The organism is Nocardiopsis protaetiae, assembly GCF_045446735.1.
GTDB classification, from domain to species: Bacteria; Actinomycetota; Actinomycetes; order Streptosporangiales; family Streptosporangiaceae; genus Nocardiopsis; species Nocardiopsis protaetiae.
In genome coordinates, this window is sequence record NZ_JBJJBV010000028.1 from 16,509 (window position 1) to 40,610 (window position 24,102).

Annotated in this window: 26 protein-coding genes and 1 pseudogene; 8 read left to right on the forward strand and 19 right to left on the reverse strand. The window is 74.9% G+C overall.

Going from position 1 to position 24,102, the window contains the following annotated elements:
- The first annotated feature begins 27 nt into the window (after positions 1-27).
- Positions 28-840, forward strand: coding sequence for a siderophore-interacting protein (locus ACJOT3_RS07000; protein WP_406970024.1), 813 nt, complete (start codon positions 28-30; stop codon positions 838-840).
- Between the two features lie 70 nt (positions 841-910).
- On the opposite strand, the gene ACJOT3_RS07005 is transcribed toward ACJOT3_RS07000, so the two are convergent.
- The 6 genes from ACJOT3_RS07005 to bla (ACJOT3_RS07030) form a co-directional block, all read right to left on the reverse strand.
- Positions 911-3,859, reverse strand: a complete 2,949-nt coding sequence (locus ACJOT3_RS07005) for an FtsX-like permease family protein (RefSeq protein WP_406970026.1) — start codon at positions 3,857-3,859, stop codon at positions 911-913.
- Entirely contained in the window at positions 3,856-4,626 is a 771-nt protein-coding gene (locus ACJOT3_RS07010) for an ABC transporter ATP-binding protein (RefSeq protein WP_406970027.1), read from the reverse strand. The genes ACJOT3_RS07005 and ACJOT3_RS07010 overlap by 4 nt, the downstream gene beginning before the upstream one ends.
- Complete coding sequence (locus ACJOT3_RS07015) at positions 4,623-5,225, reverse strand: PadR family transcriptional regulator (protein ID WP_406970029.1); 603 nt, start codon at positions 5,223-5,225, stop codon at positions 4,623-4,625. Before ACJOT3_RS07015 ends, ACJOT3_RS07010 begins: the two co-directional genes overlap by 4 nt.
- A 118-nt stretch (positions 5,226-5,343) precedes the next feature.
- Complete coding sequence (locus tag ACJOT3_RS07020) at positions 5,344-5,784, reverse strand: SRPBCC family protein (RefSeq protein WP_406970031.1); 441 nt, start codon at positions 5,782-5,784, stop codon at positions 5,344-5,346.
- Between the two features lie 402 nt (positions 5,785-6,186).
- Positions 6,187-7,101, reverse strand: coding sequence for a class A beta-lactamase (gene bla / locus ACJOT3_RS07025; RefSeq protein ID WP_406970033.1), 915 nt, complete (start codon positions 7,099-7,101; stop codon positions 6,187-6,189).
- Positions 7,102-7,186: 85 nt separating this feature from the next.
- Positions 7,187-8,086 (reverse strand): class A beta-lactamase, encoded by a 900-nt coding sequence (gene bla, locus ACJOT3_RS07030; protein WP_406970035.1) that lies wholly within the window; start codon positions 8,084-8,086, stop codon positions 7,187-7,189.
- Positions 8,087-8,234: 148 nt separating this feature from the next.
- Between bla (ACJOT3_RS07030) and ACJOT3_RS07035 the strand changes: the two genes are divergently transcribed.
- Positions 8,235-9,158 (forward strand): LysR family transcriptional regulator, encoded by a 924-nt coding sequence (locus ACJOT3_RS07035; RefSeq protein WP_406970037.1) that lies wholly within the window; start codon positions 8,235-8,237, stop codon positions 9,156-9,158.
- Positions 9,155-10,066: a serine hydrolase gene (locus ACJOT3_RS07040; RefSeq protein WP_406970039.1), complete on the forward strand. Its 912-nt coding sequence runs from the start codon at positions 9,155-9,157 to the stop codon at positions 10,064-10,066. Before ACJOT3_RS07035 ends, ACJOT3_RS07040 begins: the two co-directional genes overlap by 4 nt.
- 6 nt (positions 10,067-10,072) lie before the next feature.
- Here ACJOT3_RS07040 and ACJOT3_RS07045 read toward each other — a convergent pair whose 3' ends face one another.
- Positions 10,073-10,960, reverse strand: coding sequence for a LysR family transcriptional regulator ArgP (locus ACJOT3_RS07045; protein WP_406970041.1), 888 nt, complete (start codon positions 10,958-10,960; stop codon positions 10,073-10,075).
- Positions 10,961-11,032: 72 nt separating this feature from the next.
- On the opposite strand from ACJOT3_RS07045, the gene ACJOT3_RS07050 reads away from it, so the two are divergent.
- Both ACJOT3_RS07050 and ACJOT3_RS07055 read left to right on the forward strand, forming a co-directional pair.
- Positions 11,033-11,662, forward strand: coding sequence for a LysE/ArgO family amino acid transporter (locus tag ACJOT3_RS07050; RefSeq protein ID WP_406970042.1), 630 nt, complete (start codon positions 11,033-11,035; stop codon positions 11,660-11,662).
- A 110-nt stretch (positions 11,663-11,772) separates the two neighbouring features.
- The gene (locus ACJOT3_RS07055) at positions 11,773-13,296 is read left to right on the forward strand and encodes a DUF2207 domain-containing protein (protein WP_406970044.1); all 1,524 of its coding nucleotides are present in this window, start codon (positions 11,773-11,775) and stop codon (positions 13,294-13,296) included.
- Here ACJOT3_RS07055 and ACJOT3_RS07060 read toward each other — a convergent pair.
- The 3 genes from ACJOT3_RS07060 to ACJOT3_RS07070 all read right to left on the reverse strand — a co-directional run bounded on the left by ACJOT3_RS07060 (position 13,281) and on the right by ACJOT3_RS07070 (position 14,490).
- Positions 13,281-13,832, reverse strand: coding sequence for a dihydrofolate reductase family protein (locus tag ACJOT3_RS07060; RefSeq protein WP_406970046.1), 552 nt, complete (start codon positions 13,830-13,832; stop codon positions 13,281-13,283). The genes ACJOT3_RS07055 and ACJOT3_RS07060 overlap by 16 nt on opposite strands.
- A 149-nt stretch (positions 13,833-13,981) precedes the next feature.
- Positions 13,982-14,266: an SAM-dependent methyltransferase gene (locus ACJOT3_RS07065; RefSeq protein WP_406970048.1), complete on the reverse strand. Its 285-nt coding sequence runs from the start codon at positions 14,264-14,266 to the stop codon at positions 13,982-13,984.
- A 65-nt stretch (positions 14,267-14,331) separates the two neighbouring features.
- Complete coding sequence (locus tag ACJOT3_RS07070) at positions 14,332-14,490, reverse strand: Arc family DNA-binding protein (RefSeq protein ID WP_406970049.1); 159 nt, start codon at positions 14,488-14,490, stop codon at positions 14,332-14,334.
- Between the two features lie 43 nt (positions 14,491-14,533).
- Here ACJOT3_RS07070 and ACJOT3_RS07075 point away from each other — a divergent pair, with 43 nt between their 5' ends.
- On the forward strand, positions 14,534-15,820 hold the full coding sequence (locus tag ACJOT3_RS07075) for an RNA-guided endonuclease InsQ/TnpB family protein (RefSeq protein WP_421536134.1): 1,287 nt from the start codon (positions 14,534-14,536) through the stop codon (positions 15,818-15,820).
- A gap of 43 nt (positions 15,821-15,863) precedes the next feature.
- Here the strand turns inward: ACJOT3_RS07075 and ACJOT3_RS07085 are convergent, their stop codons facing one another.
- From ACJOT3_RS07085 to ACJOT3_RS07095, 3 genes are all read right to left on the reverse strand, one after another.
- Positions 15,864-16,052: an SAM-dependent methyltransferase gene (locus ACJOT3_RS07085; RefSeq protein WP_406970071.1), complete on the reverse strand. Its 189-nt coding sequence runs from the start codon at positions 16,050-16,052 to the stop codon at positions 15,864-15,866.
- The gene (locus ACJOT3_RS07090) at positions 16,048-16,140 is read right to left on the reverse strand and encodes an SAM-dependent methyltransferase (RefSeq protein ID WP_406970051.1); all 93 of its coding nucleotides are present in this window, start codon (positions 16,138-16,140) and stop codon (positions 16,048-16,050) included. The genes ACJOT3_RS07085 and ACJOT3_RS07090 overlap by 5 nt, the downstream gene beginning before the upstream one ends.
- Positions 16,141-16,328: 188 nt before the next feature.
- Positions 16,329-17,915: an MDR family MFS transporter gene (locus ACJOT3_RS07095; RefSeq protein WP_406970073.1), complete on the reverse strand. Its 1,587-nt coding sequence runs from the start codon at positions 17,913-17,915 to the stop codon at positions 16,329-16,331.
- A 162-nt stretch (positions 17,916-18,077) separates the two neighbouring features.
- Here ACJOT3_RS07095 and ACJOT3_RS07100 point away from each other — a divergent pair, with 162 nt between their 5' ends.
- Entirely contained in the window at positions 18,078-18,683 is a 606-nt protein-coding gene (locus ACJOT3_RS07100; RefSeq protein WP_406970053.1) for a TetR/AcrR family transcriptional regulator, read from the forward strand.
- A gap of 11 nt (positions 18,684-18,694) precedes the next feature.
- The gene (locus ACJOT3_RS07105) at positions 18,695-19,420 is read left to right on the forward strand and encodes a creatininase family protein (RefSeq protein WP_406970055.1); all 726 of its coding nucleotides are present in this window, start codon (positions 18,695-18,697) and stop codon (positions 19,418-19,420) included.
- Here ACJOT3_RS07105 and ACJOT3_RS07110 read toward each other — a convergent pair.
- From ACJOT3_RS07110 to ACJOT3_RS07135, 6 genes and pseudogenes are all read right to left on the reverse strand, one after another.
- Positions 19,307-20,524, reverse strand: a complete 1,218-nt coding sequence (locus ACJOT3_RS07110) for a lysylphosphatidylglycerol synthase domain-containing protein (protein WP_406970057.1) — start codon at positions 20,522-20,524, stop codon at positions 19,307-19,309. The genes ACJOT3_RS07105 and ACJOT3_RS07110 overlap by 114 nt on opposite strands.
- Positions 20,521-21,306: a class I SAM-dependent methyltransferase gene (locus tag ACJOT3_RS07115; RefSeq protein ID WP_406970059.1), complete on the reverse strand. Its 786-nt coding sequence runs from the start codon at positions 21,304-21,306 to the stop codon at positions 20,521-20,523. The genes ACJOT3_RS07110 and ACJOT3_RS07115 overlap by 4 nt, the downstream gene beginning before the upstream one ends.
- On the reverse strand, positions 21,303-22,334 hold the full coding sequence (locus ACJOT3_RS07120) for a glycosyltransferase family 4 protein (RefSeq protein ID WP_406970061.1): 1,032 nt from the start codon (positions 22,332-22,334) through the stop codon (positions 21,303-21,305). Before ACJOT3_RS07120 ends, ACJOT3_RS07115 begins: the two co-directional genes overlap by 4 nt.
- Positions 22,331-22,714 carry a 6-pyruvoyl trahydropterin synthase family protein gene (locus ACJOT3_RS07125; protein WP_406970063.1) on the reverse strand — a complete coding sequence of 128 codons (384 nt, stop codon included), beginning with the start codon at positions 22,712-22,714 and terminating at the stop codon, positions 22,331-22,333. Before ACJOT3_RS07125 ends, ACJOT3_RS07120 begins: the two co-directional genes overlap by 4 nt.
- Before the next feature lie 10 nt (positions 22,715-22,724).
- Complete coding sequence (locus tag ACJOT3_RS07130) at positions 22,725-23,708, reverse strand: zinc-dependent alcohol dehydrogenase (RefSeq protein ID WP_406970065.1); 984 nt, start codon at positions 23,706-23,708, stop codon at positions 22,725-22,727.
- Between the two features lie 42 nt (positions 23,709-23,750).
- Positions 23,751-24,102: pseudogene (locus ACJOT3_RS07135) on the reverse strand (CDP-alcohol phosphatidyltransferase family protein); the annotation flags it as partial.

Consider the following 24,102-nt stretch of genomic DNA (forward strand, 5'->3'; position numbering starts at 1 on the left):
AGTCCCAACCGCTAGGAGTTATCGACAATGACCACCCCGACCCACGAGCGCCGCGTCGAGATGTACCCGCTGCGGCCGCGTGTGCTGGAGGTCGCCGAGGTCGAGCGCGTCACCCCGCGCATGATCCGCGTCCACCTGTCCGGCCCCGACCTGGAGGGGATGCGCAGCGACAACTTCGCCGACCACGTCAAGCTGTGGTTCCCCGGCCAGGACGGGGAGCACGTCCTGCCGCGGGTGGAGGACGACCGCTGCCTCAACTTCCGCGCCCCCGGCGTGATCTTCCGCGACTACACGGTGCGCGCCCTGGACGGCGAGCGCCTCACCGTCGACTTCGTGTCCCACGACCACGGCCCCGCCGGGCGCTGGGCGCAGGCCGCCCGGCCCGGCGACAGGCTGGGGGTGCTGGGCCCGCGCGGCACCGCGTGGATCACCGGGGAGTTCGACTACCACGTGCTGCTGGTGGACGAGACGGCGCTGCCCGCCGCCGCCCGCTACGTGGAGGAGCTGCCCGCCGACGCCCGGGTGTTCGCGTTCTTCGAGGTGGTGGACGCCGCCGAGGAGCAGAAGCTCAACGCGCCCGAGAACGCGCGGATCACCTGGCTGCACCGGGGCGACGCCGAGCCCGGCACCACCGAGCTGCTGTTCGAGGCGTTCCGGGACCTGGAGCTGCCCGAGGGCGACGGGATGGTGTACGCGGCCGGGGAGGCGACCACCCTCAAGCCGATCCGCCGCCTGCTCAAGGAGCGCGGGTTCGTCCGCAACGTCACCTGCGAGGTGGACGGGTACTGGCGGCGCGGGACCTCCAACCTCGACCACCACGAGGCCGAGGACGACGAGTAGCCCGGACCTCTGCGTGTGCGCGCCGCGCCCCGGACGGGAACCCGTCCGGGGCGCGGTCGTGTGCCGGGGGTCAGTCGATGGCGCGGCGGGTGATCCGCCGCGGCGGGCGCCCGGCCAGGGTCGCGGCCGCCAGCCCCACGGTGGTCACCGCCAGCGCCAGCACCGCCTGCACGCCCCACAGCGGGACGGTGTCCAGCCAGGCGCCGTCCACCTGCACCGAACGGTTCCAGGAGATCCGGTAGGCGCCCAGGGCGATGCCGGACACCAGGCCCAGCGGCAGGCCCGCGGCCAGGACCAGCGCCGCCTGGGTGAACGCGAACCGGCGCAGGAACCGCGGGGCCGCCCCGACCGCGTTCATGGTGGCGAAGTCCCGCCGGGACTGGGTGCGGGCCAGCAGCAGCGAGATCGCGGCCGCCGCCACGGCCAGGACGGCCAGCAGGGCGATGGGGACCAGCGACTGCGTGTACCCCCACGGGTACCGGTGCCGGGGCTCGGCCATCCTCACCAGCGTCGTGTGCCCCTGGACGATCTCCCGGGCCCGGTCCAGCTCGGCGTGGGTGAGCTCCCGGGACAGGACCGGGTACTCGGCGATGTACTCCAGGCCGGTGATCCCCAGCTCCCGCGCCGTCTCCGGGGACAGGGACGACTCCGCGGCGAACCCGCGCAGGAACGCGCCGGGCAGCTCCACCACGCGTTCGGCGGTGTCCTCGGTGGGCAGCGCCTCCGAGGAGAGGGCGACCCGCACCGTGCCGTCCGCGGACAGCACGGCCGCGCTGTTGACCACCACACCCCCGGAGTCCAGCACCCGCGCGGCCTCCTCCGCCCCGGGCAGCCCGGAGGCGCGCAGCGCGTCCCCCGTCAGGACGAAGCCGCTGGAGCCGCCCCACCAGGCGGTGGACATCCCCGGCGCGTAGGCCCGCTCCCAGCCGGTGCAATCCAGGGGCGCGCCGACCTCGATCGACGCGGCGGTGTCGGGGTACCGGTCCGCGGGGCAGGCGCGGCCCTCGGGCGGCAGCGGGCCGAAGTACACGGCCTCGACCTCCCCGGAGGACCTGGGTGAGTGGATCGGCTCGTGGCCGACCACGGGCAGCTCCCCGGCGAGCGCGTCGATGGTGTCGGTGAGGACCAGGCGGTCGAACTCCTCGCCGACGGGGACCTCGGCGCCCAGCACCAGTCGCCCGCCCGCGACCGCCTCACCGGTCCGGTTCTTCTCGTTGGCCGTGGTGGAACCGGCCATGACCGCCAGGTAGGACGCGGCGCACACCGTGACCAGCACCGCGAGGGCGGCCGGCAGGAACCGGGACCGGTGGTCGGCGGCGTCGCGCAGGGCCAGCCGCGGAGCCAGGGGGAGCCGGCCCGCGAACCGGGCCCCCGAGATGGTGATCGACCGCACGCACAGCATCAGCCCCGCCACCGCGCACCCGAGGGTGAGCACCAGCAGGCCCAGGATCGGACCCGAGCCCGGGGGCATCCCCATCGGCGGCAGGTGCTGCGGGCGCTCGGGCACCGGGAGCGCCAGGCTCGCCGCCCCCGCCGCGACCGCCGCCGCCAGCAGGAGCGGACCCGCGGCGGCGGACAGCAGGCGGAACGCGGGCCGGTCCGCCCCGCGGCGGCGGCGCCGGGCCGGCCGGTCCTTGAGCGCCTCCACCGGTTGCAGGCGCGCCGCGGTGCGGGCCGGGACCAGGGTGGCGAGCACCCCCAGCAGCACGGCCACCCCGATCGCCGCCGGGAACACCCACCAGGAGAAGTGGACGCCCGGGTCGATCACCCCCGGGTCCGCCCGTCGCATCCGCGCCAGCACCAGGTCGGCGGCGAACGCCAGGCCCGCCCCCAGGGCCGCGCCCGGCACACCGCCCGCCAGGCCCACCAGGAGCCCCTGCGCCGTGATGGTGCGCCGCAGGTCCGCCGGGGCGGCGCCGGTCGCCGCCGCCAGGCCCAGGGTGCGGCGGGCCTGGTCGGTGGACACCGCGAACGCCGGGGTGACCAGGAACAGCACCAGCATCGCGCCCAGCGCCGCGGTGAGGGCCACCGAGACGGCCCCCAGCAGCACCTGCCGCGGGTCGACCGGCACCGGGTACAGGTCCGCCCGGTCCGGGTAGCCGTCGGTGAGCACGTGCCGGGACACCGCGAACGCCTGGAGCGGGTTGAGCGCCCGCGCCTGCTCCCAGGTCACCGGGGCCGGGCCGACCACCAGCCAGCGCCGGTCGATCCCCCGCGGGTCCGCCTCGGCCAGGCGGGACACCCAGGTGTCGTGCGCCCAGGCCCGCGGCTCGGCGTCGGTCACGACGCCCGACACCCGGAAGGCGCGCTGGGAGTCCTGCACGGCGTCGCCGATCCGCCCGTCCACGCCGAACCAGCCGTTGAACGGCGGGGCGACGAAGGTGACCGCGTCCCCCACCCCCAGGTCCAGGCGGTCGGCGAGGGCGGAGGTGACCACGACCTCGGCCGCGTCCGCCGGGGCGGCCCCCTCGGCGGGTTCGGGCAGCAGCAGGTCCAGCGCCTCGCCGCCCGCCTCGGTCATCCGCACGGTGGCCACCCCGGCGAGGTCGATGCCCTCCACCACGTGGGCGCCCGCGAGGGCCTCCTCACCCGGCTCCAGGTCGATGCCGGTGGTGGCCAGCAGCTCCGGCGAGTTCCAGTAGGGCAGCAGCCGGTTCTCGGCGGGCAGGTGCGCGGCCACCTCCTCCGGGGTGGCGGGCATCTGCTCGGTGTCGTCGGCCCACGGGCCCGGCGCGCCCTCGGGCAGCTGCGGGAACGGCTCGCCGGTGCGGTGCACGGCGGTGGCGGTCACCACCGCCTGCGCCCCGTCCGGGACGCCCGCCAGCGCGGTCTCCCGGGCGGGCGGCCCCGACTCCGTCAGGGAGGTGCCCGCGATCAGCGCGGCCACCGGCAGGGAGACCAGGAGCGAGGCCAGCGCGGTGCGCGCGCGGTGGCGGGCCGCGTCGCGGGCGGCCAGCCGCAGCAGGGGGCGCCACCGGTTCCAGCGGGCCGCCGGCCCGCGGGGGGACTCCAGCGTCACCGGGCACCGCCCAGCAGCTCGTCGGCGTCGGAGGGGCCGGTCTCGTCGATGATCCGGCCGTCGCGCAGGAACACCGTCCGGTCCGCCCAGGCGGCGAACCGCGCCTCGTGGGTGACCATCAGCACCGCCGCGCCCGCGTCGGCGCGGTCGCGCAGCAGCCGCAGCACGGCGGTCCCGGTCGCCGAGTCCAGCGCCCCCGTGGGTTCGTCGGCCAGCAGCAGGCGGCGCGGGCCCACCAGGGCCCGGGCGATCGCCACGCGCTGGGCCTGCCCGCCGGACATGTCCTCGGGGCGGCGGTCGGCCAGCTCGGCCACGCCCACCTCCGCCAGGGCGTCCAGGGCGGCGCGGCGGGCTCTGCGCGCGGCCAGGCCGTCCAGCTCCAGGGGGAACGCGACGTTCTCGGCGGCGGTGAGGGCGGGCAGCAGGTTGAAGTCCTGGAACACGTAGCCGACCGAGCGGCGGCGCACCACGGCCCGGTCTGCGGCGGAGAGGGTGCCCAGGTCGGTGCCCTGGACCAGGACCCGGCCCGAGGTCGGGGCGTCCAGGCCGCCGGCCAGGTGGAGCAGGGTCGACTTGCCCGAGCCGGAGGGGCCCATGACGGCGACGAACTCGCCGGGGTGCAGGACCAGGTCGGCGTCGACGAGGGCGCTCACGCGCCGGGCGTCCTCGCCGTGGACCCGGGTCACCCCGGACAGGGCGAGGACGGGGGCGGGCGGGTCGGGGGTGCCGGCGTCGGCCGGGGAGGGGGCGGGGGAGGGTCGGCTCATCGGTTCACCTCGGAGGGCGCGTCGGTACCGGTGGGGGCGTCGGCGGGGGCGGGGGCGGCGGGCAGGTCGAGGCCCGCGCGGGCCACCTCGCCCTCGACCGCGTCCAGCCAGCGCAGTTCGGCCTCGGTCGCGAAGATGTGGTGGTCCAGCACCAGCCGGGCGGTCAGGTCGCCCGGCTCGACCGCGCGCCGGGCGCGGGTGACGTCGTGCAGCAGCCGCTGCATCGCCGACCGCTGCCGCTGCACCAGGGCGGTGACGTCCACGCCCGGGACGACGACGGCCATGGTGAGCTTGACCATCAGCTCGTCGCGGCCCTGGTGCTTGCGGGACACCGGGCTGAGCCACCAGCGGGCGAGCTCGTCGCGGCCGGCGTCGGTGAGGCGCCAGGGCTCGGCCGCGGCGTCGCCCGTAGTGCCGTCCGCGGTGCCGCCGTCGCGTTCGAGCAGGCCGTCGCGCTCCAGGCGGCGCAGGGTGGTGGAGACCTGGCCGATGTTGAGCGGCCAGGTGCGGCCGGTGGTGAGGTCGAAGTCCTTCTTGAGCTGGTAGGTGGTGGCGGGGGCGCGGGAGAGCAGCGCCAGCAGCCCGTACTTGACCGGCACGTGGACCTCCGGGTTCGTTCGAGGAGTTACCCGGTAACCGGGTTACTCGGTAACCTTAAGCGCAAAAAGGACCGCCCTTCAACTCACGAGGGCGGTCCTGCGGGGTGCCTGCGGAGGGTCAGGCGGCCTCGGCGGCCGCCTTGAGGTGGCCTAGCCAGGCGTCCAGGGCGGCGTCCAGATCCCGCTGCGCCGCCGCCACGTCGGCGAGCACCCGCTCACCGCTCCAGGACTCCTGGCTCTCGGCCCGCACCCCGCCGTCGACGGGGGTGAAGATCCAGGCGTGGACCCCGGTGGTGCCGAAGCTCGTCCCGCTCCACAGGGTCCGCCGCTCGGGCACCACCTCGTGGACCGTGGAGACGATGTCGGAGTCGCCGACGAGCCAGTGCAGGGTCATCCCCGGGGTCAGCTCGGGCTCGGCGCCCAGCACCTCGTCGATGCCGGGGTGCCAGTCCGGCCAGGAGGTGTGGGCGGCGTGCAGGCCCCACACGGTGCGCAGCGGCGCGGCGATGGTCAGGCCGCGGCGGGAGATGACGGGGGCGTCGAGGTCGATGCCGTTCACAGGGGGCCTCTTCCGAGGAGCGGGCGCGCGGCGGCGCCCGGCGATGACGGTGGACGTGCATCCGGGAGTGCGGCGCCCCGAGGGTGCGAACGGGAACCGACGCCCCAATACACACGAACCCCCGCCGCACCGTCAAGTGGATTGCGGGCCCTCCCCGGGGGCCGGGGAGGGCCGCGGACCCGGGACCGCCGGTCGGACCGCGGGAGAGCGCCGGGCGGCGGTGGCGCCGGGTGCCCTCCACGGCCCCGGTTTCATCGGCCGCGGGTTTTCCGGCGGCGTATGAAGGGATGGAAAAGAGTGGCGGTGCTCCGATCGGGAGGCATCCTGGTATTCAGTCTCTCTGGCCAAATCAGGCAGAGAATCTGACCGATGCCAAGGCCGTGCCGCTCCCGGTCGCACACCTCAGCCCAGGGCCTCCGCCACGACCCCCGCGGCCGCCGCGATGAGCTCGTCGCGGCGTTCGGCGTCCGGGGCCTCGCGGCTGGACATGATCGCCAGCACGATCGGGTCGTCCCCCTCCGACGGCCACAGCAGGCCGATGTCGTTGCGGGTCCCGTGGTTCGCCGCGCCGGTCTTGTCGCCGACGATCCAGCCCTCGGGCACGCCCGCGCGGATGGTCGCGTCGCCGGTGGTGTTGCGCAGCAGCATGTCCACCAGCACCTCGCGGCGGTCCTCGGGCAGGACGCCGCCCAGCGTGTACGCCCGCAGGCTGGCGGCCATCGCCCGCGGGGTGCTGGTGTCGCGGACCTCGCCCGGGGTGTGCTCGCTCAGGTCCGGCTCCCAGCGCTCGGCCTCGATGACCTCGTCGCCGATCCCGCGCAGCGCGTCCTCGAACCCCTGCGGCCCGCCCAGCTCCTCCAGCAGCAGGTTGGCCGCGGTGTTGTCGCTGTACCGGACCGCGGCGTCGGCGACCTCCAGGAGCGTCATGCCCGAGTCCACGTGCCGCTCGGTGACGGGCGTCCACGGCAGCAGGTCGTCCTCGGTGAAGGTGACGACCCGCTCCATCTCCTCCAGGGTGTTGCGCTCCAGGACGGCGCCCGCGGACAGGGCCTTGTGGGTGGATGCGTATGCGAACCGGTCGTCGGCGTGGTGGGCGATCTCCGCCCCGGTGCCGGTGTCGATCGCGTACACCCCCAGGTGGGCGTCGAACTCCTCCTCCAGGGCGGCCAGCTCCGCCGAGACGTCGACGGCGGCCACGGAGGCGGACGGCGGCGAGGACGGCGCCGCCGCCGGTTCCGGGTCGGCGCCCCCGCAGCCGGCCAGGGGCAGCAGGACCGCCAGGGCCGCCGGGGCCAGGTGGCGGACGGAGAGTTCCATCACGTGAGGTATCCCTTCGTGCTCGGAGGGTGGCGGAAAGGGGGTGCGGGGCGGCCGTTGGGACGCCCCGCACCCCCCGGGGGGATCAGCCCAGCTCGTCGACCACGATCTCGGTGGCGTCGGCCAGGATCTCGTTGATCGGCTCCGCGTCCTGGGCGTCCTGGGAGCTGTACACGGCGATCACGATCGGGTCGGCGCCCTCCTCCGGCCACACCAGCCCGATGTCGGCTCGGGTGCCGTAGCCGCCCGAGCCGGTCTTGTCGCCGACGATCCACCCCTCGGGGACGCCCGCGCGGATGGTCGCGTCGCCGGTGGTGTTGCGGACCAGCAGGTCGATGAGCACCTCGCGGCGGTCCTCGGGCAGGACGTCGCCCAGGGTGTACGCCCGCAGGCTGGTGGCCATGGCCCGCGGGGTGCTCGTGTCGCGGATGTCGCCCGGGGTGGCCTCGTTGAGCTCGGTCTCGTAGCGGGCGGGCTCGGTGACCTCGTCGCCGATGGCGCGCAGGTCCTCGGTGAACCCGTCGATGCCCCCGAGGGCGTCCAGGGTGAGGTTGCCCGCGGTGTTGTCGCTGTAGCGCACGGAGGCGTCGATGACCTCCATCAGGGTCATCCCCGTGTCCACGTGCTGCTCGGTGATGGGCGAGTACTCCACCAGGTCGTCCTCGGTGAAGGTGACGACCTCCTCCATCTGCTCCAGGTCGAGTTCGGCGAGCAGCGCCCCCGCGGACAGGGCCTTGTGGGTGGAGACGTAGGCGAAGCGCTCGTCGGCCCGGTAGGCGATCTCCTCGCCGGTGCCGGTGTCGATGGCGTAGACGCCCAGGCGGGCCTCGTACTCGGTCTCCAGGGCGGCGAACCCGGCGTCGGCGGAGGGCGCCGCCGAGGGCGCGGCCGCGCTCTGGGGTTCGGCCGCCGGGGTGGTGCAGGCGGTCAGGGCCAGCAGCGCCAGGGTGGCGGCGGCCGGTCGCAGGCCGGTGCGGGTGAGCATCAGTGGTGCCTTTCATCTGCGGATGGGGACGTGCCGGGTCCGGGGACGCCGGGCCGGTGCGGCCTCATCGGCAGTCTGTCCCGCGGGACCTCATGCCGTCCAAGACGGAAACCGCCGTTTCCATGCGTTCCGGGCATAATCTCGGTTCATGGATCTGGTCGGTGCCTGTCGGGCCTTCGTGTACGTGAGTGACCGGGGAGGTTTCACCCCCGGTGCGGCCGCCGCACGCATTCCGCAGCCGGTGGCCAGCCGCCGGGTGGCGGCGCTGGAACGCCACCTGGGCGGCCTGCTGTTCGACCGGTCGACGCGCCGGGCGGTGCTGACGCCGTTCGGGCGGGAGGTGCTGCCCGCGGCGCGGCGCCTGGTGCGGCTGGCGGAGGAGCTGGAGTACGACGCCGAACGCGCCCGGCACAGCCCGCTGCGGCTGGCGGTGCCCGAGACGTGCGCGACCCGGGACCTGGCGGCGCTGGGCGCGGCCGGGCGCGACGCCGGGCTGCGGCTGGACTTCCGGCCCGGACCGCCCGCGGTGCGGGCGGCGGCGCTGCGCGACCGGGAGGTGCGGGCGGCGGTGGCCGCGGTGCCCGCGGCGGGCGCCGCGTGGCGGGTCCCGCTGGGGGTGGGCTCGGCGGCGGCGCCGCAGGTGCGGACCCTGTACCTGGAGACGCTGCGGGTGGGGCGCGGGGAGCGCGCGGGCGGCGGCCGCCGGCTGTGGATCCAGCCCGAGGACGACGTGCCGCACGTGCGCGACCCCCTGCTGCGTGCGCGCGACGCCCTGGGGCTGGGACCCGGGCAGGTGCTGGTGGCGTCGTCCCTGGCGGACGCGGCGACGGAGGTGCTGGCCCGCGACGACCTGCTGCTGTGCCCGGCGGGACAGGCGGAGGCGCTGGGACTGTACTGGTGCGCGCTGGGGGAGCCGGTGGTGGAGCGCGGCTACGATCTGGTGGCCGAGGGACCGGAGGAGGCGGAGCGGTTGCTGGCCCCGCTGGCCGCGGCCCTGGCCCACTGCCTGGACGCCGACCCCGATCCCGCCCCCGGCACCGCCGCCGTCCCCGACCCCGGGAGGACCCCGTGAACGTCGCCACCACCACCGCCCTGCTGCGCGGGCTGCGCCGTGAGCTGGAAGAGGGCGGCCTGCGCGGGTCGTTCCTGGTGCGGGACCTGCGGACGGGGGACGAGATCGGGATCGACCCCGAGGTGGAGTTCCCCTCGGCGTCCCTGGTCAAGGTGCCGCTGGCCATCGCGGTGCTGGAGCGGGTGCAGGCCGGGGAGCTGGACGGGGCCGAGCAGGTCCTCGTGGACCCGGGGCGGGTGACCACGTCCGGGCCCATCGGCATCTCCCGGTTCCGCCACCCGGCCCGGGTGGCGCTGGAGGACCTGGTGTACCTGAGCACCTGCCTGAGCGACGGCTCCGCCGCCGACGCCCTGCTGGCGCTGACCCCGCCGGAGCGGGTGGCCGCCTCGCTGCGGGCGGCGGGGATCGCGGGCATCACGGTCCGGCACGCGATGGGGGAGCTGCACCACACGGTGGTGGACCGGCTCGACCCGGACGAGGGGCACCTGGCGCACAGCCTGGCGATCGACGCGGGCACGGCGGGGCGGGGGCACCGGATCCCGCAGCTGGACGTGGCGCGGGCGAGCACGGGGACCGCGCGGGCCTTCACCGACCTGTTGCAGGCGCTGTGGACGCCGTCCAAGATCCACCCGGAGGTGGCGGCGCGGGTGCGCGGGCTGATGGGGAACAACGTGCTGCGGCACCGGCTGGCCCCGGACTTCGTGTCGGACGCGACGACCTGGTCGTCCAAGACGGGGAGCCTGCTCAACCTGCGCCACGAGGTGGGGGTGGTGGAGCACGCCGACGGCGCGGTGTTCGCCGTCGCGGCCCTGACCGAGTCGCGGGTCCCGGCGGTCTACCAGCCCGGGGCGGAGGCGCTGATGGCGCGCGTGGCGCGCACCCTCCGCGACCGCCTCCGCTCCGCCTGACCCGCGTCAGAGGGGGTGCAGGCGGGCGGCCGCGTGGCGGCGGACCACCTCGGTGAGGCGGTCCAGGGCGGGGGAGCGCAGGTTCCAGCGCTGCCAGTACAGGCGGACGTCGACCGGGTGGTCGGGGGCGAGCGGGACCAGCTCCCCGGCCGCCAGCGCCTCCCGGCACTGCCCCTCGGGTACGGCGCCCCAGCCCATGCCCAGGTGGACGGCGCGGGCGAAGTCCTGCGAGGCGGGGATGTAGTGGCGCGGCCCCCGCGGCTCGTGGCCGAGCACCTCGCGCAGGAACCGGTCCTGGAGGTCGTCGCGCCGGTCGAAGTTCAGCATGGGCGAGCGCGCCAGGAGCCCGTGGTCGCCGCGGCCGTCCAGGTACCGGTCGTTGAACTCGGGGGTGCACACCACCAGGTAGCGCATGGTGCCCAGCCCCTCCACCGTGCAGCCCTGGACCGCCTCGGGGGTGGAGGTGACCGCGGCCATCACCGTTCCCGAGCGCAGCAGGGACGTGGTGTGCTCCTCGTCCTCGCGGTGGACCTCGAACGCCACCGCGAACTCCTCGGTGACGACGGCCAGCGCCTCCAGGAACCAGGTGGACAGGCTGTCGGCGTTGACCGCCACCGGCAGCAGCCGGTCGCCGTCGTCGGCCCCGAGCTCGCCCAGCACGTCCTCGTCCAGCACCAGGACCTGCCGGGCGTGGCGCAGGACCACGTCCCCGGCGGGGGTGGTGGTGACCGGCGTGGTGCGCCGGACCAGCACCTTGCCCACGGCCTGCTCCATGGCCCGGACCCGCTGCGACACCGCCGAGGGCGTCACGTGCAGGGCCCGGGCGGCGGCCTCGAAGGTGCCCTCGTCCACCAGGGCGGTGAGGGTGCGCAGGTGCTCGAACTGAAAAGGCATATTAAGCCTCTCTTAGGGGTTCTAAGAAAGTTTAGCTTTACTGCACACGGGCGCGGTCCTAGCGTTCCCCCTGTGAACGCGACTCTTCTCCCCGCGGTGCTCGGCCTGGGTACCGGGCTCGCCCTCATCATCGCCATCGGCGCCCAGAACGCCTTCGTCCTGCGCCTGGGCATCGCCGGGCGCACCGCCACGGTCCTGCCGGTGGTCCTGGTCTGCTCCCTGTCCGACGCCCTGCTGATCACGCTGGGCGTGCTGGGCATCGGCGCGGTGGTCACGGCCCTGCCGGGATTGGTGGCGGTGGTCCGGGTGCTCGGCGCCGGGTTCCTGCTCGTGTACGGGGTGCTGGCGGCCCGGCGGGCGCTGCGCCCGGGCGGCGGGGCGCTGGAGGCGGGCGCGAGCGCGGGCGAGGCGGTGGGGCGCGGCGCGGCCATCGCCACCGCGGTGGTGCTGACCTGGCTCAACCCGCACGTGTACCTGGACACCGTGCTGTTCCTGGGCTCCCTGGCCAACCAGTACGACGGCGCCCGCTGGTGGTGGGCGGCCGGCGCGGTCACCGCCAGCTTCCTGTGGTTCTTCTCCCTGGGGTTCGGCGCCCGGCTGCTGCGGCCGGTGTTCTCCCGGCCGGGCGCCTGGCGGGTGCTGGACGGGGTGATCGCGGTGGTCATGCTGGCGCTGGGCGTGCGGATGGCCCTGGGCGGCTGAGGCGAGTGGCCGGGACGGGCGGCCGAGGGCAGGGGCGGTCCCGGCCGGGGGCGAGGGGTCGCTAGTGTTTCGTGATCCCCTCTCCCCGTCCCCCGTCGTGAAGGACCCCCATGCCCCTGCGCCTCAAGCGGACGCGCGCGCTCCTGGCGGCCGCCGCCCTGGCCCTACCGCCGACCGCGTGCGCGGCGCCGGAGGACGGCGGGCCGGTGGTGCGCTCGCTCACCGTGGACGCCGTCCTGGACGGCGAGGGCGCCCTGCACGTCACCGAGACCGTCGTGCAGGACTTCGGCGCCGAGGCGGCCCCGGGCCTGTACCGGGAGATCCCGCTGGCGGTCAACGAGCACAACCTGCGCTACGACGTGGCGCGGATCCGCGACGTCGAGGTGTCGGACCCCTCCGGGGCGCCGGTGCGGATCATCGAACAGGGAGAGCACCGCGGCCGCCACTCCCTGCTGGCGGGCGAACCCGGGGCCCCGGCCACCGGGGAGCGCACCTACGTGCTGTCCTACACCCTGGAGGGGCTGCCCGAGGAGGGTCCCGAGGGCACCACGCTGACCTGGGACTTCGTCCAGGGCTCCCATGGGTATCCGGTCGAGTCGGTGCGGGTCTCGCTGACCGCCCCCGAGACGGTGCGGGCCCACTGCTTCCACGACGGCAGCGCCAGGTTCCCGAGCGCGTGCGACGCCGGCGAGCGCGTGGACGCCGGGACGCACACGTTCTCCCACGCCGACCTGGGCGCGGGCCGGTTCCTGCGGGTGCAGGCGGTGGTGCCCGCCGACCGGGTGGCACCCGCACGGACGGACACGCGGTGGGTGCCGCTGCCGGGCTGGATCACCTGGAGCGGGGCCGGGGCGCTGGCCGCCGCCCTGGTGGCGGCCTTCCTGCTGCTGTCGGTCCACGACCGCTGGGAGCGGCGCCGCCTGGCCGCGCACGCCGGCGAGGGCCCGCCGCCGGGCCTGTCCCGGGCGCTGGCCGGGCACCTCGTGGAGGGGTCGCTCTCGGCGGGGCAACTCCTGGCCGTCCTGGACGACCTGCTCCGCTCCGGGGCCGTCACCGCGCACGGGGGCCGACCCGGCGAGGGCGCCCCGGTCTTCCAGCGCGACCCGCGGGTCCCGCCGGCCTCGCCCGTCCAGGCGGGCCTCCTGGAGGCGGTGTTCGGCGCCGGTCCGGGGCCGGTGGGCGTGGACGCCCTCGCGGCGTTCCTGACCGAGGAGCGGGTGCGGGGCCTGCGGGAGGCGTTCGAGCACGAGGGCCGGAACGCGGGGGTGTACACCTCCGCCGCGCTCTGGTGGGCGCGGTCGGTGCTCGCCCTGCTCCCCCTGGCCGCGGCGCTGCTGGTGGCGTTCCCCGTGGCCGGACGCCTGGGCTGGGACCTGGAGCCGCTCGCCGTCGCGGGCATCGTCGTGGTCGGCGTCGCCGCCTGGGGGATGTGCCTGCCGTCGGGGCGCACCCGGTACGGGGAGCACGTCAAGCGGCTGCTGGAGCAGGGCCCCTACGGCGAGGCGGCCGCCCCGGTGGCGCCGCCGCTGCGGGAGGCGGGCTTCCTGGCGCGGTGGAACGCGGCGGTGGGTCCCCGGGTGGCTCCGTCGCCCCGCCGAGGTCAGGCACCGCGCCGCGGTCAGGCGCGGCGGTAGCGCAGCAGGACGACCTGGGAGTCGAACACCCGGGACTCCACCAGGGTCAGGCCCAGGCGCCCGACGGAGTCGGGGAACGTGGGCTTGCCGCCGCCCAGGACGACCGGGTGCACGAAGACCCGGTACTCGTCGATGAGGTGGTGGCGGGTGAGGTCGGCGGCCAGGGACGAGCCGCCGAACAGGACGAGGTCCTCACCCGCGGCCTTGAGGTCGGCGACCTTCTCGACGCCGTCGACGACGCGGGCGTCCCAGTCGGCCTTGTCCAGGGTGCGCGACACCACGACCTTGGGTTTGGCCCGCCAGAGCGGGGCGTAGGCCAGGTCGTGGGGGTCGTCGGAGAAGTCCTCGGCGTGGGGCCAGAAGGACGACATCATCTCCCAGACGACGCGGCCGTAGAGGTAGGCGTCGGCGCGCTCGCTCAGGGCGCGGGAGTCCTCGGACAGCTCCGGCCCCATGAGGGGCCAGTCGAACTCCCCGTCGGGGCCTTCGATGTAGCCGTCGAGGGACTGGTGGACGAAGTGGACGAGCTCGGCCATGGGGGGGCTCCCGCTGTTCGGGCGCCCGGTCCCGGACGCCGGGCGCGGGCCCACCGTAACCCGCGCCTGCGACGTTCGGCGGGCTCCCCGGCGCGGCGGGCGTGTGACGGGCCGCCGCCCGGTCGGCGGCGGCCCGTCCCCGGGGATCCCTAGGGCTTGCGGGCCAGGCCGCAGTACTGGGGCAGGTCGCGGATGTCGCCGATCTCGGCGGGCTCGGGGCGCCAGCGCATCACCGTGACCACGCCCGGGTCCAGGAGCTCGAAACCGTCGAAGTAGCGGGTGAAGTCCTCCACCGAGCACATGTGGTAGTTCTGCGCCACCCCCTGCTGCCACAGCTCCATGGCCTCGGCGAGGTTCTCCTCCTGGACGGGTTCGAGGTGGGCCTCGACCCCGTCGCAGACGGCCAGGAAGCTGCCCGGGGGCAGCGCGTCCATCTGGGTTTTTCGCAGGGCGCCTTCGAGTCGGGGGTGAATACGGTCTCCTGTGAAACAGGACAAGGTCAGTTGGATTCCCTCCGGGAATCCGGCGCACCCTGCTGTTCGACGGTTCGTCGTATGAGGGCGACAAGGTAGGAGTTCACGGACCGGTCGTCACGGGCGGCGGCTTCCTTGAGCTTGTCGTTCAGGTCGTCGGGAAGTCTGAGGTTCACATGCTTCATGGTCCCATTATCGGACTACAATGAGACCATTTCCAGGTTCCGGTTGTATCCCACCCGCGCGCAGGAGGCCGTGATGTTCGGCCACTGCGCGCAGGCGCGGCATGCCTGGAACCTGGCGTGGGAGGTCAACTCCACCTACCGCAAGGGCGGTGCCCGCACCACCAAGCCGGTCCGCTATGTGGGGATGGCGGCGATGCTCGCCGATGTCCGCCGTACCCCCACCGGTGACCTCACCACGGAGGAGGCCGACTATTTCGTGTGGGTGGCCTCGGGTAACGCCGAGGTGCAGCAGCAGGCGCTGCGCGACTTCGACCAGGCTCTGGCCAACTTCTTCAACGGCAGCCACGGCTATCCCGGCAGGCGCAAAAAGTACCGGCACGAGGGGTTCCGGGTCATCGGCACCGGCCGGGCCCCCGCCTGGACCGCCGACGGTGAAGCGGTGCTCAATGCCAAGGGCAAACAGGTCGTGTCCCGGCAGGTACGGGTCGAGAAGCTCAACAAGAAGTGGGCACAGATCCAGGTCCCTGGATGCGGGTGGGTCAAATTCCGCAACACCCGCCGGGCCCTCCCTGACGCCAAGACGTTCCGGGTCACCCACCGGGCCGGGCGGTGGTATGTGTCCTTCGCCGTCGTGCCGGACCCGGTCGACGCCCCCGGTGACGGCAGCTTGGTCGGGATCGACCGGGGCGTGGTCATTACCGCAGCCCTGTCGGACGGTCGCACCTTGAACTGCCCGCAGCTCACCGCCAGGGAGCGTGCACAGGTGCGCAAATACCAGCGGCGCGCGGCCCGCGCGCCCAAGGGCAGCCCGCAGCGCAGGGCCGCGCATGCCGAGGTCGCTCGACTGCGGGAGAGTGAGGCCAACCGGCGTAAGGACTGGTGCGAGAAGACGAGCACCACGCTCGCGCGCTCGTTCGACACGATCCGGTTCGAAGACCTGAAGATCAAGAACATGACCCGTTCCGCGCGCGGCACCGTTGAGGAGCCGGGCAGGCGGGTCGCGCAGAAGGCGGGGTTGAACCGGGTGGTCTTCGCCCAGGGGTGGGGGCTGCTCCGGGCGCGGACCGGGCACAAGCCCCTGGTCGGGTGGAGGATATCCCACCCCAGTACACGAGTCTGCGGTGCAGCGACTGCCAGTGGATCGACAAGAACTCGCGCAAGAGCCAAGCCGAGTTCGTCTGTTCCCGCTGCGGTTTCACCTGCAACGCCGACACCAACGCCTCACGCAACGTCGCGGCAGGACAGGGCGGGCCTCCCCACCTCGGGCCCTGAGGCCTGTGCCGGAGGGACGACACCGCACCAGCGGTCGAGCGTCCGTGAACCTCGGTGACTCCAACTCGACCTGAGTCGGAGTCAGCCGGAATCCCCCGTCTTCAGGCGGGGGAGGATGTCAAGTAGGTGCGGACGATGCCGAGGGTCTCCTCCACGTCGCCGAAGTGGCCCATGGTGCCCATGAGGGTGAGGCCGATGTGCCGGTTGAAGTCGAGGGTCTCGCGGGCGGCGGCCGACATGGTGTCGATCTCGCGCAGGTCCGCGCCGATGAACCGGGTGGCGCCCTCAATCGGTGTCCTTCAGCAGGGTGTGGGCGAGGACGAGCGCGTCGTTGTCGACGTAGACGACGCGGGCGTCGGGTGCGAGTCGCTGCGCCACTTTATGGTGTTGCTGGCGGTGGGCAGGTCGGTGCCGATGAGGGGCCTTTTTCCTCCGGGGAGGACGCGTCACGAGATTACCCGTTATGCGAATGCGCAATCCCTTGCCCCGTCGGGCTTTGCGAACGGTGAAGCGCCCCGCTCCGGGGTCCGGGGCGGGGCGCTTCACGGTGGTTTCGGCCGGTGGTCTCAGCCGGTGGCCGGGCGGGTCCCGGCGGTGCCGGTTCCCGCGGTGCCGGTGTCCGAGGTGCCGGCCTCCTCCGCCTCGGCGATGACCTGCCCGACCGGCTCGGGCAGGTCCAGGCTGTCGCGCAGGCGCACCCGCGGCAGCAGGATGCCCACGAGCACGCCCACCACGGCGATGCCGGTGGCGACGAGGAAGATGTCGCCGGTGGCGGAGCCGTAGGCGTCGGCGACGATGTCGCGCAGGAACGGCGGCATGGCCTCCAGGTTGAGGGTGCCGCTGCCGGATGCGGCGGCCCCGGAGGCGTCCACCCCGGCAGCGGTCAGGCCCTCGGTGATGTTCGTGGCGACCCGGTTGGCCAGGACGGCGCCCAGGACGGACACGCCGATGGTGCCGCCCAGGGAGCGGAAGAACGTGATGGCGCCGCTGGCGGCGCCCAGCTCGCTCAGGGGCACCGAGTTCTGCACCACCAGCACCAGGTTCTGCATGGACAGGCCCACACCGGTGCCGACCAGCGCCATGCCCGCGCCCACGTACACCAGGGAGCTGTGGGCGTCGATGGTGGACAGCAGGAGGAACCCGGCGGTGAGGGTGACCAACCCGGTCATGACGTAGGACTTGACCCGGCCGGAGCGGGAGACCATGCGCCCGGAGACGGTGGAGGAGACCAGGACGCCCAGCATCAGCGGGATGGTCAGCAGCCCGGCCTCGGTGGGCGAGTAGCCGCGGGCCAGCTGGAAGTACTGGCCCAGGAACACGGCGCCGCCGAACATGGCCATGCCCACGGCGACGCTGGCCAGGATGGCGACGGCGGTCTCGCGGCGCACGACCAGGTGCAGCGGGATGACCGGCTCCGCCACCCGGGACTCGACCCACACGGCCAGGCCGAGCAGGGCCGCGGCCCCGCCGACCATGGCGGCGCTGGGCCAGGAGATCCAGGCGAAGTCCCCGCCGACGAAGGTGATCCACAGCAGCAGGACGCTGACCCCGGCGGCGATGAGGGTGGCCCCCGCGTAGTCGACCCTGGTGTCGGGGCGGCGCACGTCCTCCAGGTGCAGGGTGCGGGCCAGGACGACCAGGGCGACGAGCATGAACGGCACGCCGATGAGGAAGCACCAGCGCCAGCCCAGCCAGGAGATGTCGGTGATGGCGCCGCCGATGAGGGGGCCGCCGACGGTGGCCACGGCCATGATGGCGCCGATGTAGCCGTTGAACTTACCGCGTTCCTTGGGACTGACCAGGCTGCCGATGACGACCTGGACCAGGACCTGGGAGGCGCCCATGCCCAGGCCCTGGAGGGCGCGGAAGGCGATGAGCTGGCCGGTGGTCTGCGCCAGGCCGCACAGCAGCGAGGCGACGATGAAGATGACGATGGAGATCTGGAGCAGCCGCTTCTTGTCGAAGAGGTCGGCGAGCTTGCCCCAGACGGGCGTGGAGGCGGTGGAGGCCAGCAGCGCGGCGGTGACGACCCAGGTGTACTGCGACTGGGTGCCGTTCAGCGAGCCGACGATCTGGGGGAGCGCCACCGAGACGATCGTGCCGCTGAGCATCGTGACACCCAGGACCAGGAGCAGCCCGGAGAGGGACCGCATGACGGGCGGCCGGGTCCCGGCGGTGTCGGATAACGGACGTGACGCGCTCACATGCACTCCTGCGAAGAAAAGTAAACGGAGTTGACCTGCGCGCATCAGCATACATGCATGGTGCGCAAAGATGCCTTCTAGGCAATTTTTCAGTCCGTGTAACATGTCACCATGGACGACTCCCCGGGACTGCGCGAACGCAAGAAGGAGCGGACGCGGCTGCGCATCCACGAGGCCGCCCTGCGCCTGGTCGTCGAACACGGCCTGGACGCGGTCACCGTGGAGGAGATCGCCGCCGGCGCCGAGGTCTCCCGGCGCACCTTCTCCAACTACTTCGCGGGCAAGGAGGACGCCTGCCTGTACGGCGACACCGCCCACATGGAGGAGTTCCTCACCACCCTGCGCGCCCGCCCCGCGCACGAGTCGGCCTGGACCGCGCTGCGCGCCACCGTCCGCGCCGTCTACGCCGCCCGCGACCTGTCGCCGGACCGGGAGTGGGCGCAGAGCACCCGCCTGGCCCTCAAGCACCCCGCCCTGCTGGGGCGGCGCCTGGCCGGGCAGCGCGGGTTCCTGCACGAGATGACCGGGCTGCTGGGGGACCGCGCCCTGCCCGCCGGGATGAGCCGCCCCGGGCTGCTGGCGTCGGTGTTCGTGTCCGCGCTGCTGCACGGCCTGCACGAGTGGACCCAGGAGGGCACCGGCCCCCTGGACGAGGTGGTGGACGCCGTCCTGGACGAGGTGGGCGCCGCCTTCGCAGACCCTGCCCCGTCCCCCTGAATACTGGGGGCATGCACGAACTCCCGCCGCCGCCCGCCACCACCGCACCGCAGGAGGGCGCGCGCACCCCCGCCGCCGCCGTCCTGCCCGTGGGGAGCCTGGAACAGCACGGCCCCCACTTGCCGCTCACCACCGACACCCTGATCGCCTGCGCCCTGGCCGAACGCGTCGCCGAGGCCCACGACCTGCGGCTGCTGCCCCCGCTGGCGTTCGGCTGCTCCCACGAGCACGCCGCCTGGCCCGGCACCGTCAGCGTCTCGGCGACCACCCTGCACGCCCTGGTCACCGACATCGCCGACTCCCTGGGCGGGCTCCCCCTGCTGCTCGTCAACGGCCACGGCGGCAACCACGTGCTCGCCAACACCGTCCAGCAGTCGGGCGGGCGCATGGCCCTGTTCCCCGGCCCCGGCGAGTGGGAGGCCGCCCGCACCGCCGCGGGCGTCACCACCACCAACGACCAGGACATGCACGCCGGGGAGCTGGAGACCTCCGTGCTGCTGCACACCCACCCCGGCCTGGTGAGCCCCGACCACGCCCAGGCCGACCACCGCGCCGACGAGCGCGACCACATGGGCACCCTGGGCCTGGCCGCCTACACCGTCAACGGCGTGGTGGGCCTGCCCTCACGGGCGAGCGCCGCCAAGGGGGAGGCCGCGCTGGCCTTCCTCACGCAGCGGGCCGCCGGGCATCTGGCAGCCCTGGAACAGGCGCGCGACCAGCACGGCCAGGCCCGGTAGCGCCGCCACCAGCGCCAGCAGCCCGTAGACCACCGACACCGTCACCCCCTGCTCGGCGCCCAGCCCGGCGGCGCCGAACGCCGCCGCGGTGGCGGCCTCGCGCGGGCCCCACCCGCCCACGTTCACCGGCAGGCTCATCGCCGCCAGCGCCAGCAGCGCGAGCGGCACCAGCCGCAGCGGCGGGGCGTCCACGCCCACCAGGTGGGCGGCCACCAGGAACAGGGACACGTGCCCGGCCAGCGCCGCCGCCGACAGCGCCAGCACCGCCGGGGCGCGCCCCAGCAGCCCGGTACGCACGTCGCGGACCGTCGCCGCCAGGAACCGGCCCGCGCGGGAGGCGCGCAGCCGGGGCACGCGGGCCAGGGCGGCGAGCAGCGCGGCGGCCGTCGCCAGGAGCAGCAGGGAGGGCACCGCGGTGCCCCAGCCCGGGCCCCACAGGGTCGAGGGCAGGGTGAGCACCAGCACCGCCACGGCCAGCGACAGCACGGCCTGCCCGGCCAGGCGCTCCAGCACCACCGCCCGCACCCCGCGGCCCAGGTCGCCGTTGGCGCGGCCGTGGCCGATCGCGCGGTGGGCGTCGCCCAGGATCCCGGCGGGCAGCAGCGCGTTCAGCAGCAGCGCCAGGTAGTAGTCGGCCACCGCCCGGGCCGGGGACAGGCGCAGGCCCACCGCCCGCGCCACCACCCGCCACCGGGCCGCGCACAGCACCGTGGTGACCGCGCCCAGGGCCAGGGCCGCGGCGACCGCGCCGGCGTCCACCACGGCCAGCGCGGCGGTGAACGCCTCCAGCGGGTACCACCACAGCACCCCGGCCAGGATGAGGGCGCCCGCCACCGCCCGCAGCACCGCGCCCCGGCGGCGCCGCCACCACTCCCGCACACCGGGGTCCGGGGCCGCTGCGCGGAGGCCGTCGGCGGCACCGCTGACGGTCACACCCGTGGCAGTGGTGTCCGCGGCGGTGACCCTCACGGCGGTCGCGCCCGCGATAGTGGCGCCCGTAGCGGTGGCGCCCGCGGCGGTGGTGCCGCCGTGCGCGGTCGGGGCGGGCGGTACGGCCGCAGTGGTCGGAACGGCCGGGGCTGGCGGGGGTTCGCGCAGGGTCATGGGCGGTCCTCCGGAGGCATCAGCAGCAGGTCGTCGTGGTGGACGACGACGGCCAGCAGGCCCGCGTCCAGCTGCTCCAGGCGGCGGGTGAGGTAGCCCTCCAGCGGCGGCCGCGGATCCTGTTCGGCGGCGGCGCCCACCCAGCCCTCCAGCCACATCCGGGTGACCGGCTCCGGGTCCGGGCCCAGCCGCCAGGGGCTGGGGAAGGTCGTCGCCCGGTAACCGCGGCGGGCGAACGCGTCGATCGCGGCCTCCACGGCGTCGGGGCCCAGCCGCCCGTCCCGGCGCTGGTGGGCGTTGAACGCCGCGGCCACCTCCGCGTCCAGCGGATCCTCCGGGGTGAGCACCACCCGGCCCGCCACCGACAGCGTGAACCAGGCGGGCAGGCCGGTGCCCGCGACCGCGTCGGCGACGGTGAGCACCTGCGCCTCGGTGAGGACGTCCAGCAGGGCCGAACCGGCCACCAGGGTGGCCCCCGCCAGGTCCTCGGCGCGCAGCCGGCCCAGGTCCAGCAGGTGCGTCTCCACCCGGGGCACCGGGACCTGTCCGCCGGCCAGGGCCAGCAGGCGCGGGTCGCGGTCGAACAGCATCCAGTTGCGCACCCCGGGCAGGCGCGGGGCGGTCCAGCGGGCCAGGGCCCCGGTGCCGCAGCCCAGGTCGGCGACGGCGCCGCCGTGCGCGGCCAGGGCGGCCAGCGGGCCGCGCGAGCGGGCGCGGGTGTCGGCGTCCTCGCGGGCGGCCAGCCAGTGCGGTGTGAACTCCTGGGTGTCTGCGGTGCTCACGGGGTCCCCTCCCGGTCGAGGACGGCACTCACCGAGTGGGCCGTCTCCTCCCATCCTGTCAAGGTGGTGCGCCGTCGGCGGGCCGAACGCCGAAGCCGTTCCCGCAGCGGCGGGTCGGTGAGCCAACGGCGCAGTGCGCGGGCCAGAGCGCCCGGATCGTTGGGTGGAACGAGCAGGCCGGGCCGCCCGCCCTCCGGGTCCAGGCCCAGGGCCTCGGGCACCCCGCCCACGTCGGTGGCCAGGACGGGGACGGCGCGGGCCAGCGCCTCGGTGACGACCATGCCGTAGGTCTCGGCACGGGTGGGCAGCACCAGCAGGTCCGCGGTGGCGTAGGCGGTGTCCAGGGCGGCGCCGGTGAGCGGGCCGGGCAGTTCCACGCGCTCGCCCAGGATGCGGGCCCCGCGCTGGACGAGGGTCTCCCACGCGTCGCCGCCGCGGGCGGGCGGGCCGGGACAGACGCAGGTCCAGGGCAGGTCGCGCACCCGGTCCAGGGCGGTGAAGAGCAGGTCGTGGCCCTTGCGGGGGGTGGGGGAGGCCACGCACAGCAGCCGCGTCCCGTCGCCGGGCCCGGCCTCGGGGGCCGGGTCCACCCCGGGCGGGGCGACGTCCACCCGGTCCAGGCCGTGGCGGGCGGCCAGGTCCCGGGCGGCCGCCTCCCCGGTGGCGATGACGGCCGCCGCCCCGCGCAGCACCGCCCGCTCCCGCAGCTCCAGTTCGGCGGCCGCGGCGGGGCCCAGACCGGTCTCGTCGGCCAGCGGCAGGTGGACCAGCACCACGACCCGCAGCCGCCCGGCCTGGGGCAGCACCGCCTCCGGCGCACCGCAGGCGACCAGCCCGTCCAGCAGCACCGCCGACCCGTCGGGCAGGCCCGCCAGCAGGCCCTCCAGACCCGCCAGGTCCCGCGGGCCCGGCCGCGGCCACGCCCCGGGCACCTCCACCCGGTCCAGGCCCAGGGCCTTGGCCAGGCGCAGGTCGTAGGTGTGGCCGCCGCTGGGCGCGGCGGGCTCGGGCACCACGAACACGTTCACAGCCCACGCTCGTAGGAGGCCCACGCCACGTGGGATTCGTGCAGGGTCACCGTGACCTTCGCCAGTCCCCGGGCCGGTGCGTCCAGCCGCTCCACCAGCCGGTCGGCCACCACCCGGGCCAGGAACTCTGTGGTGGTGTTGACCCCGGCGAACTCGGGCACGTCGTCCAGGTTGCGGTGGTTCAGCTCACCGACGACCCCGGCCAGGACCCGGGAGAACTCGCCGATGTCCACCACGATGCCGTCGGCGTCCAGCTCCTCGCGGTGCACGGTGGCGTCCACGACGAACGTCGCGCCGTGCAGGGCCCGGGCGGGCCCGAACACCTCGCCGCGGAAGCTGTGGGCGACCATCATGTGGTCGCGGACCGTCACACTGAACACCGGGACTCCTTTAGTCGACGACCGGGTAGACGATGCGGTGGCACAGGGCGGGCAGGGATCCGTCGGCCAGCCGGGGCAGCACCGAGGGCAGCTCCTCGAAACGGCTCTGGCCGGTCAGCAGGGCGTCGAAGGCCGGGTCGGCGAGCAGCCGCAGCGCCAGCCCCAGGCGTTCGGCGTGGTCGTAGCGGGAGCGCCGGGCGGGGGAGATCATCCCGACCTGGCTGGCGCGCACGGCCAGCCGCTGGGAGTGGAACTCCCCGCCCAGCGGCAGGATGACCCGTCGGTCCCCGTACCAGCTCAGCTCCACGACCTCGCCCTCGGCGGCGAGCAGTTCGAGCGAGCGGGTCAGCCCGGCCTCGGTGGCGCTGGCGTGGAAGACCAGGTCGCAGTCGGCGTCGGCGTCGTCGGGCGCGGCGAACCCCACCCCCAGCGCGGCGGCGGTGCGGGCGCGTCCGGGGTCGACGTCCACCAGCTGCACCCGTACCCCGGGGATCCGCGCGGCCAGGCGGGCCACGCAGCAGCCCACCATGCCGGCGCCCACCACGGCGATGCGGTCGCCGATGAGGGGGGAGGCGTCCCACAGGGCGTTGACGGCCGTCTCGACGGTCCCGGCCAGGACCGCGCGCTCGGCGGGCACCCCGTCGGGAACGGGGGAGACCGCCGCGGCGGGGACGGTGAACAGGTCCTGGTGGGGGTGGAGGGTGAACACCGTCCGCCCCACCAGGTCGGCGGGGCCCTCCTCGACGGTGCCCACGTTGAGGTACCCGTACTTGAGGGGGCCGGGGAAGTCGCCCTCCTGGAAGGGGGCGCGCATGACCCGGTACTGGCCGGGCGGGACCCCGCCGCCGAACACCAGGGTCTCGGTGCCCCGGCTGATCCCGGAGTAGCGGGTGCGCACCAGCACCTCGCCGGGCCCGGGGTCGGCCAGGGGCTCCTCGCGGATCTCCCCGTGGCCGGGGGATCGGGTCCAGAACGCCCGCGCGGTCCGCGCCATGGTCCTCCTCGTCGTGTTTGTGGACATCGGGCCCCCAGCCTTTCAGCCCGCGGGCCGGTGGCGGTGCAGCCACCGGACGTCCCGGCCGAAGGACCACACCAGCAGGGCCAGGGCGGCGGCGACCACCAGGGCACCGGCCGGCGGCGGGACCGCCGGTGCCAGGGCGGCCACCAGCGCCACCCCCTGGACGGCGGCCACCGCCTTGCGGGCCCGGCCGGGCGGCAGCGGCGCCGACAGCCAGGGCGCCCACCGGGCGGCCGCGGCGAACACGTACCGCATGGCGCCGATGCCCAGGGTCCAGGGGCCCAGCAGCGGGGCGGCGGCCAGGCTGAGGACCAGTAGCAGGAACGCGTCGGACTCCATGTCGAAGCGCGCCCCGAACCCGGTGGCGGTG

Bases quoted from the DNA above. Each gene is read 5' to 3' on its own strand.
- ACJOT3_RS07110 (WP_406970057.1), bottom strand. From the start codon at position 20,524: ATGACCCTGCGCGAACCCCCGCCAGCCCCGGCCGTTCCGACCACTGCG.
- ACJOT3_RS07095 (WP_406970073.1), bottom strand. From the start codon at position 17,915: ATGCGGTCCCTCTCCGGGCTGCTCCTGGTCCTGGGTGTCACGATGCTC.
- ACJOT3_RS07000 (WP_406970024.1), top strand. From the start codon at position 28: ATGACCACCCCGACCCACGAGCGCCGCGTCGAGATGTACCCGCTGCGG.
- ACJOT3_RS07130 (WP_406970065.1), bottom strand. From the start codon at position 23,708: ATGGCGCGGACCGCGCGGGCGTTCTGGACCCGATCCCCCGGCCACGGG.
- ACJOT3_RS07100 (WP_406970053.1), top strand. From the start codon at position 18,078: ATGGACGACTCCCCGGGACTGCGCGAACGCAAGAAGGAGCGGACGCGG.
- ACJOT3_RS07105 (WP_406970055.1), top strand. From the start codon at position 18,695: ATGCACGAACTCCCGCCGCCGCCCGCCACCACCGCACCGCAGGAGGGC.
- bla (WP_406970033.1), bottom strand. From the start codon at position 7,101: ATGGAACTCTCCGTCCGCCACCTGGCCCCGGCGGCCCTGGCGGTCCTG.
- ACJOT3_RS07055 (WP_406970044.1), top strand. From the start codon at position 11,773: ATGCCCCTGCGCCTCAAGCGGACGCGCGCGCTCCTGGCGGCCGCCGCC.
- ACJOT3_RS07070 (WP_406970049.1), bottom strand. From the start codon at position 14,490: ATGAAGCATGTGAACCTCAGACTTCCCGACGACCTGAACGACAAGCTC.
- ACJOT3_RS07060 (WP_406970046.1), bottom strand. From the start codon at position 13,832: ATGGCCGAGCTCGTCCACTTCGTCCACCAGTCCCTCGACGGCTACATC.
- ACJOT3_RS07065 (WP_406970048.1), bottom strand. From the start codon at position 14,266: ATGGACGCGCTGCCCCCGGGCAGCTTCCTGGCCGTCTGCGACGGGGTC.
- ACJOT3_RS07045 (WP_406970041.1), bottom strand. From the start codon at position 10,960: ATGCCTTTTCAGTTCGAGCACCTGCGCACCCTCACCGCCCTGGTGGAC.
- ACJOT3_RS07035 (WP_406970037.1), top strand. From the start codon at position 8,235: ATGGATCTGGTCGGTGCCTGTCGGGCCTTCGTGTACGTGAGTGACCGG.
- ACJOT3_RS07010 (WP_406970027.1), bottom strand. From the start codon at position 4,626: ATGAGCCGACCCTCCCCCGCCCCCTCCCCGGCCGACGCCGGCACCCCC.
- bla (WP_406970035.1), bottom strand. From the start codon at position 8,086: ATGCTCACCCGCACCGGCCTGCGACCGGCCGCCGCCACCCTGGCGCTG.